Origin of the sequence: Dorea sp. AGR2135, assembly GCF_000420885.1 — a bacterium.
GTDB lineage: Bacteria > Bacillota > Clostridia > Lachnospirales > Lachnospiraceae > Dorea > Dorea formicigenerans.
Map to the genome: position 1 here is coordinate 18,918 of NZ_ATVU01000032.1, position 9,167 is coordinate 28,084.

Consider the following 9,167-nt stretch of genomic DNA (forward strand, 5'->3'; position numbering starts at 1 on the left):
TTTTGGAACTTTCCTATGAAGATGTGAAATCTTCCACAAATGGATGGATTGTCATTACACCGGATTTTGATAATTTTACTGCAAAGCTCATTAGAGTATGGAACAGAGCAAGGATTAGCAGCACTGATTTATGGGGAAAAAGGGTTAAGTTCGTTGCCAATACAGGACATTGCAGGGGAGCATATAAATACAGATAATGAGTACATGTATTACTATTCGGTTGAATTTATAAAATAGCACTAATAAAAAGAAAAGGATGTCACGTAATCTGTTTTGATTCGGTGGCATCCTTTTTGGACATTTAGTTTTTATGACATTATAGATTTCATAACTTATTTCTTATTTTTCGGTATTCTCTTGGTGAATATCCTTTCAGCTTGTGAAAAAGCCGGCTGAAATAAAGCTGGTTATCATATCCGACAATCTTAGAAATCTCATTGATGGAATAAGTTGTTGTTTCAAGTAACATCTGAGCATTGTTGATACGGATTCCCACAATGAATTGCATTGGTGTAGAACCGGTATATTTTTTGAAATTTCGGATAAACCAGCTAACACTCATGCCTCGTGAGGCAGCATAATCATCAATATTGATATTTTGATTGTAGTTTTCACTGAAAAAGGTAACAGCATTATCCATCTCATGATCAAGATATTCATTTTTTAATATGTGCTCTCTTGTCAGTTCCCGGTGGAAACTAATCAGAAGATGACGTAGCAAAAGGACAAGCATTTCCTCATAATTATCTTGACAGCGTTGGAGCTCGATAATGATACGTTTGAAAATTTGTTCATATTCATTAGATGTACCCACTTGAAAGACACGTTCTTTATCCGGAAACCCATATTGACGTAAGATATTTTTCACACTGCTTCCTGTGAAGTGAATCCAGTATACTTCTGTCTTATCTTCTCCGTAATATTCATATTTCTGAAGTTCTTTCGGTCTGTACAGTACAATGTTGCCGGCTGGAACAATCGTTTCGTTATTTACATTATCAAAATGAAAATGCCCACAACCAGCAGTGATATAGATAATCTGATAATCCAGACGACCCCTTGGACGGTAGGTAGGAAGTTTGGGATGTCTGGAAAGACGGTAAGTACCACAGCTACCTACAATCAGCGGACGACTTTTGTCTTTGAAATCCATATGTGAGTGGTTCAAATAACCGGTGTTCAAATACATAGGACAGCACCTCTTTTCACACTTTTTATCATTGTATCATTTAGTGCATATTTTGTCTAATCCAATTCATAGACATATTTTGCGGATTAGGATAAGCTATATAGCATAACTAAGGAACGTAAACAAAAAAGTAAAGTATAAGGTTTGCTTTAGGGAAACAAAGAACAAAAAAGTATATGTATTGGAGGAGAGGTATTTATGATCGTACCACGTTATTATGAAAATCTAAGCGTACTGCACGAAAACACAATGCCAGCCAGAGCCTATTATATTCCGGCATCCAAAAGAATGGATAACTTGGTGGAACACAGAGAAGAATCAGATCGTATGCAGTTATTGAATGGAACTTGGAAATTCCAGTATTTTAACAGCATCTATGACATTCAGGATTCTTTCTTTGAGAAGAATTATGATACAGAAAATTTTGATGAGATTCAGGTTCCAAGTGTATGGCAGATGGCAGGATATGATACACACCAGTATACAAACATCCGGTATCCGTTTCCGTTTGATCCACCATATGTGCCACAGGATATTCCGTGTGGAGCTTATGTACATAATTTTGAGTACAGCAGAGATGGGAAAGCATCAAAAGCTTTTTTGAACTTTGAAGGAGTAGACAGCTGCTTTTATGTATGGATCAATGGCTCTTACATAGGATACAGCCAGGTTTCACATATGACCAGTGAGTTTGATGTTACCGATGTACTTCAGGATGGAACGAATACGGTGGCAGTGTTGGTAATGAAATGGTGTGATGGTTCCTATTTGGAAGATCAGGACAAATTCCGTATGAGTGGTATTTTCCGGGATGTGTACATTTTGAAACGCCCAAAACAGGCAATCAGTGATTATCATATTAAAACAAGAATTGAGGATATGCTTGCGAAAGTAGAAATTGAAATGAAATTCTACTCTCCCTTAAATGTAAAAATTTCGATTGAAGATAGAAACGGAGCAGTTGTAGCACTAGGAAGTATCGCTGAAGAAGGAACAGCTGTATTAGAAATTGCAAGTCCGGAACTTTGGAATACAGAAAATCCATATCTATATAAACTGATTCTTGAAACAGAGAATGAAGTAATTGTAGATCACATTGCATTAAGAAAGATAGAGATTAAAGACCAGGTCATTTACCTAAATGGACAGAAGATTAAATTCCGTGGTGTCAATCGACATGATTCCGATCCGGTTACTGGATTTACAATCAGTCTGGAACAGCTCACAACCGATCTTACGTTAATGAAGCAGCATAATTTTAATGCGATCCGTTCCAGCCACTATCCGAACGCACCATTTTTCTATGAAATGTGTGACAAGTATGGATTCATGGTAATAGATGAAGCAGATATTGAAGCTCATGGTCCATTTATGATCTACAGAAAAGAAGACACCGATTACAATCGGTTCAAACGATGGAATGAGAAGATTGCAGATGATCCGGTATGGGAAGAGGCAATCGTTGATCGCGTAAAACTCATGGTGGAACGTGACAAAAACCGTTTCTGTATTGTTATGTGGTCAATGGGAAATGAGAGTGCTTATGGCTGCAACTTTGAAAAAGCACTGGAATGGACAAAGAATTTTGATCCAGACCGCATCACACAATATGAGAGTGCAAGATACCGTAATTATGATGAAACATATGATTACAGCAATCTGGATGTGTACAGCCGGATGTATCCGGCGCTTTCCGAAATTCAGGAATATCTGGATAAAGATGGAAGCAAACCCTTCCTTTTGGTAGAGTACTGTCACAGTATGGGAAACGGACCTGGAGATTTTGAAGATTACTTCCAGATGATTCAGGATCATGATAAAATGTGCGGCGGTTTTGTCTGGGAATGGTGTGACCACGCGATTGCTCATGGAACTGCTGAGAATGGAAAGACTATATATGCTTATGGGGGCGACCATGGCGAAGAAATTCATGACGGCAACTTCTGTATGGATGGATTAGTATATCCGGACAGAACGGTACATACAGGACTTTTGGAATACAAGAATGTTTATCGCCCGGCAAGAGTTATTTCCTATAACAAAGAAAGCGGAGAACTAATGCTTCATAACTACATGGATTTTGATGACTTGAAAGATTATGTGAAGATTCGTTATGAGCTGACACAGGATGGTCTTGTGATCAGCAAAGGTAAACTTCCAGAAGTTTCAGCAGCACCACACAGTGAAGGAAAAATAAAACTTAAAATCAATGTGCCAGTGAATGGAAAATGTTATTTAAAACTTATTTACCATCTGAAAAAGGAATTGCCACTGTTGAATGAAGACCATATTCTTGGATTCGATGAAATTGAGGTAAGCAAAGACGGTGCAAAATGTAAACTTGCTGAGAAATGGCTACAAAAAACAGCAGTGGACTCTGAGTTGCAGGTAAATGAAAATGATACACAGATTCATATCAAGGGGCGTGAATTTGCTTATACCATAGACAAACGTACTGCACTCTTTACAGAGATGAAATTCGCAGGGCGGGAATACTTGAACCATCCGATGGAATTAAATATTTGGAGAGCTCCGACAGATAACGATATGTACATCAAGTCTGAATGGAAGAAAGCCCATTATGATAAAGCTTATACAAGAGCTTACACGACAGAGGTCGTGCAGGGAAAGCATGGTGTGAAAATTACAAGCCATGCATCCGTTGTGGCAGAGACAGTACAGAAGATTCTTGATGTGACGATCACATGGAAAATAGAAGCTGCTGGAAAGATTGATGCAGATATTGAAGTAACAAAAGATGATGAATTCCCGGACCTGCCAAGATTTGGTGTGAGGATGTTCCTGGATAAAAAACTTTCAGCTGCACGATACTTTGGAATGGGACCACAGGAAAGCTATTGTGACAAACATCAGGCTGCGAGCCACGGTTTGTACCAGGCAAATGTAGACGATTTGCATGAGGATTATATTTGCCCACAGGAAAATGGAAGCCATTATGATTGTGAATATGTAGAACTTAACAACAGTCGATATGGAATTGTGGTATCCGCGGAAAATGCCTTCTCATTCAATGCTTCTTATTATACGCAGGAAGAACTTGAGAAGAAAACGCATAATTATGAATTGACAGAATCAGATAGTGTAGTATTTTGCGTTGACTACGCATTAAATGGCATTGGTTCTAATAGTTGTGGTCCAGTTGTATTGGATCAGTACCGATTTGATGATGTATTATTCCGGCTCCAGTTTACGCTGATACCGTATGTAAAGGGATAATAAAGTTTCATGTAACTCGTAAACAAAGAAGGATAGTCTGATTGCAATGTAAAGTCCGGATATACAGAGCAATCAGACAAAAACAGAGAAAAAATTAAAATTAGACATCATACGGTTAGACATATTGAGATTCTAAGTGCGATGAAGATGAGGAGCAAAGAAATTCGATGGAAGAAAAAAAGTATTTGAAATGGTATAACAAAATTGGATATGGATCAGGCGATATTGCAGGCAATGTAGTCTATGCGTTCCTGACATCTTTTATGATGGTCTATCTGACGGACTCAGTAGGACTTGCTGCAGGTGTCGTAGGTACCCTGATTGCCGTATCAAAACTATTTGATGGTTTTACGGATATATTTTTTGGATCAATGATTGACAAAACACACAGTAAAATGGGAAAAGCGAAACCCTGGATGCTATATGGATATATTGGTTGTGCCATTACGCTGGTCGGCTGCTTTGCAGTACCGGTGAGTTTGGGAACAACGGCTAAATATGCATGGTTCTTTATCTCTTACACACTGTTAAATGGTGTGTTTTATACAGCAAACAATATTGCTTATTCAGCACTTACGTCACTGATTACAAAGAACAGCAAAGAGCGTGTGCAGATGGGATCTTACCGTTTTATTTTTGCGTTTTCAACAAGTCTTCTGATTCAGGCAATTACAGTTGGATTTGTAGATAAATGTGGTGGAGATGCTGCGGCATGGAGAACGGTTGCTATTATCTATGCAATCATTGGTCTTGTCGTAAATACGATTTCAGCACTTTCTGTTAAGGAACTTCCTGAGGAAGAACTTAACGAAGGAGAAGTAAAGGCTGATAATGAAAAGTACGGAATGGTACAGGCATTCAAGCTTCTTGTCAAAAACAAATATTACATGATGATTTGTGGAACATATATTTTACAGCAGTTATATGGTGCCATGATTGGAGCCGGCATTTATTACATGACATGGGTACTGAAAAATAAGAATTTGTTTGGACAATTTGCATGGGCAGTAAATATTCCACTGATCATTGCCCTGATTTTCACACCGACATTAGTTGGTAAGTGGAAAGGTATGTATAAACTGAACTTAAGAGGTTATGTCTTAGCAGTCATTGGTAGAGCACTTGTTGTTGTTGCAGGATATATGGGCAGTGTTCCGCTGATGATGGCATTTACAGCTCTTGCAGCCTTAGGTCAGGGACCATGGCAGGGAGATATGAATGCAGTTATCGCATCCTGCTCTGAATACACTTATCTTACACAGGGAAAGAGAATTGACGGAACGATGTACTCTTGTACTTCTCTTGGCGTAAAAATCGGTGGAGGTATTGGAACTGCTGTTGTTGGATGGCTGCTTGAGCTCAGTGGATATATCGGAACAAATGCAACTCAGCCGCAGTCTGCACTTGATATGATGCAGTTTATGTATCTTTGGCTTCCGTTAATCTTTGATGTATTGATTATGTTTGTACTTTCAAGAATGAATGTAGAAGATGCAAATAAAAAACTGAAAGCAGAAAAAGGAATTGCTGCAGATGAAATAACAGATGCATCAGACATAAATTAGAATTGACAGGAGAAAGCGTTGTCTGGTCGTTGCTCGATGAGACAGTGCTTTTTCTATATATAAGGTGATTGGGGTGGTATTATGGAAATTAAAAAAACGATCGAATTATTGAATGGGACTTTTTTCGATAATAAATTAACAGAATTATATGTTGATTTGAACCGGATTCCATATGAGAAGGAACGTTATCGGAAAGCAATCGACAGTTACAAGACATTTTTTGGTGAAGGTGAAATAGAAATATTCAGTGCACCTGGAAGAAGTGAAATAGGAGGAAACCATACGGACCATCAGCATGGGGAGGTACTTGCCGCATCCATTAACAATGATGCAATCGCAGTTGCAAGAAAACTGGATGAACCGATTGTAAAAGTGATGTCAGATGGATATAGTGGTATGATTATCGTTCAGCTGGATGAGCTGGCGAAAAAAACAGAAGAAGAAGGTACCACGAATGCACTCATCCGTGGTGTACTTGCCAAGATGAAAATGGATGGTCATGCAATTGGAGGATTTCAGGCATATGTGACCAGTGAGGTGTTGATTGGTGCAGGCCTTTCTTCCTCAGCTGCTTTTGAAACACTTATTGGAACGATTCTTTCCTATATGTACAATGGTGGTGAAGTTAATCCGATAGAAATTGCCAAGATTGGTCAGTATGCAGAAAATGTGTATTTCGGAAAACCATGTGGTTTAATGGATCAAATGGCATGTTCAGTAGGAAGTCTGATACATATTGATTTTGCAGATCCGGAAAATCCGATTGTGGAACAGTTGAAGTTTGATTTGAATACATATGGATATAGTTTATGTATTACAGATACGAAAGGCACTCACACAGATTTGACCCCAGACTATGCAGCAATTCCACAGGAAATGAAAAAGGCAGCGGAATGTTTGGGAAAAAACTTTTTAGGAGAGGTATCCAAGGAAGAGATTATCAATAATATCACACGGATACGTGACTGCGCTGGTGATCGTGCTGCACTCAGGGCATTACACTTTGTATGCGAAAATGAGCGTGTCAAAGAGGAAGTAGATGCACTAAAAAAGAATAATTTTCCACAATTTCTGACCAAAGTGAAAGAATCCGGAGATTCTTCTTTTAAATACCTTCAAAATGTATATACATGTCACGATGTGCAACATCAGAATGTGTCTATTGCATTGGCATTAAGTGACGTGATATTTGGAAAAAAAGGTGTGTGCAGAGTACATGGAGGAGGATTTGCAGGAACCATACAGGCATTTGTTCCCAATTATCTGGTGTCCAACTATCAAAAAGAGATGGATAAGATATTTGGAAATGGTTCCTGTGAAGTATTAAAAATTCGTAAGTATGGCGGCATAAAAGTTTTATAATCATAAAAACAAAGAAAAGGAGAAATGATCTATGAGTAGCATTTTAGTATTGGGCGGAGCAGGTTATATTGGTTCTCATACTGTATATGAGCTGATTGCGGCAGGAGAAAATGTTGTAGTTGTTGATAATCTTGAAACAGGTTTTCGTAAGGCTGTTCACCAAGATGCAAAATTTTATCAGGGAGATATCCGGGACAAGGCATTTATAGATTCTGTATTTGAAAAAGAGAAGATCGATGGAGTTATTCACTTCGCAGCCAATTCACAGGTTGGAGAGAGTATGGTAAATCCACTCAAATATTACAACAACAATCTGTGTGGAACAGAAGTATTACTAGAAAGTATGGTCGCACATGGCGTTGACAAGATTGTTTTTTCTTCGACAGCAGCCACATATGGAGAGCCGGAACGTATTCCTATACTTGAAACAGACCGCACAGTTCCAACAAACTGTTATGGTGAAACAAAGCTTTCCATGGAAAAGATGTTTAAATGGACAGCCAATGCCCATGATTTGCGTTTTGTATCCTTACGTTATTTCAATGCCTGTGGAGCACATCCAAATGGAAAAATAGGGGAAGCCCATAATCCGGAAACGCATCTGATTCCATTGATCTTGCAGGTGCCAAATGGAAAAAGAGAATATATTTCTATTTTTGGAAATGATTATGATACAAAAGATGGTACATGCGTAAGAGATTACATTCATGTGAATGACCTTGCACAGGCTCATATTCTTGCCATGGAATATTTAAGAAAAGGCAATGAAAGTAATATTTTTAATCTGGGTAATGGAGTAGGATTTACAGTAAAAGAAGTTGTGGAAACAGCTAGAAAAGTAACAGGACATCCGATTCCGGCAAAGGAAGAACCTAGACGAGCAGGAGATCCTTCAACACTGATTGCATCTAGTGAGAAGGCAAAAAAAATTCTTGGGTGGAAGCCTAAATTTGATGACCTGGAGACAATTATTACAACAGCTTGGGAATGGCATAGAAATCATCCGAATGGTTATGAAGTATAATATGAGTAGGGGGAAACGGTAAAATGATTGATCAGCTGATTTCTGAACTGGTGGCATATGGAATGCAAAACGGACTGATAGAGGATGAGGATAAAGTGTATGTGACAAATGGCTTATTGGAACTGTTTCAAAAACAGGATTATCAGGAGCCGAAAGCATCTGTAGAGCCGAGAAATTTACACTTTATTTTAGAGGACATGCTTGCATTTGCACTGTCAGAGGGAATCTTAGAGGACGATACAGTGACGATGAAGGATCTTTTCGATACAAAGATCATGGGGATTTTGACACCGGCTCCGTCTGTGGTAAGAAAAGCTTTTGAAGAAAAATATCAGGTATCCCCAAAGGCAGCAACTGAATTTTATTATCATTTCAGCCAGGCAACAAACTATATCCGCACAGATCGGATTATAAAGGATGAAAAGTGGGAGACGGATACAGAATTTGGCAAGATGGATATCACAATTAACTTGTCAAAACCAGAAAAAGATCCAAGGGATATTGCAAAAGATGGAACTGCAAAAAAATCTGGATACCCGGCGTGCCTGCTTTGCAGGGAAAACGAAGGGTATGCAGGTCACCTCTCACAACCAGCAAGACAAAACCACAGGATTATACCAATCACTCTGTGTGGAGAGCAGTATTATTTACAGTATTCACCATATGTGTATTACAATGAACATTGCATTATCTTTAATGAAAAGCATATTCCGATGGCAATTAACCGTATGACTTTTAATAAGCTCCTTGATTTTGTTAAGCAGTTTCCACATTATACGGCAGGTTCCAA

At 38.5% G+C, this 9,167-nt stretch carries 5 protein-coding genes and 1 pseudogene; 5 read left to right on the plus strand and 1 reads right to left on the minus strand.

The annotated features are described in order from the left end of the window. Positions 1 to 325: 325 nt before the first annotated feature. The gene (locus tag G593_RS0115605; RefSeq protein WP_029732307.1) at positions 326 to 1,189 is read right to left on the minus strand and encodes an AraC family transcriptional regulator; all 864 of its coding nucleotides are present in this window, start codon (positions 1,187 to 1,189) and stop codon (positions 326 to 328) included. A 198-nt stretch (positions 1,190 to 1,387) separates the two neighbouring features. On the opposite strand from G593_RS0115605, the gene G593_RS0115610 reads away from it, so the two are divergent. From G593_RS0115610 to G593_RS0115630, 5 genes and pseudogenes are all read left to right on the plus strand, one after another. After that, positions 1,388 to 4,426 (plus strand): glycoside hydrolase family 2 TIM barrel-domain containing protein, encoded by a 3,039-nt coding sequence (locus tag G593_RS0115610; protein ID WP_029732308.1) that lies wholly within the window; start codon positions 1,388 to 1,390, stop codon positions 4,424 to 4,426. Positions 4,427 to 4,593: 167 nt separating this feature from the next. Then, entirely contained in the window at positions 4,594 to 5,991 is a 1,398-nt protein-coding gene (locus G593_RS0115615) for an MFS transporter (protein ID WP_029732309.1), read from the plus strand. Positions 5,992 to 6,072: 81 nt separating this feature from the next. Further along, positions 6,073 to 7,353: a galactokinase gene (locus G593_RS0115620; protein WP_005341761.1), complete on the plus strand. Its 1,281-nt coding sequence runs from the start codon at positions 6,073 to 6,075 to the stop codon at positions 7,351 to 7,353. Positions 7,354 to 7,384: 31 nt separating this feature from the next. Then, positions 7,385 to 8,377 carry a UDP-glucose 4-epimerase GalE gene (galE, locus tag G593_RS0115625; RefSeq protein WP_029732310.1) on the plus strand — a complete coding sequence of 331 codons (993 nt, stop codon included), beginning with the start codon at positions 7,385 to 7,387 and terminating at the stop codon, positions 8,375 to 8,377. Positions 8,378 to 8,400: 23 nt separating this feature from the next. Continuing rightward, a pseudogene (locus tag G593_RS0115630) lies at positions 8,401 to 9,167 on the plus strand (UDP-glucose--hexose-1-phosphate uridylyltransferase); the annotation flags it as partial.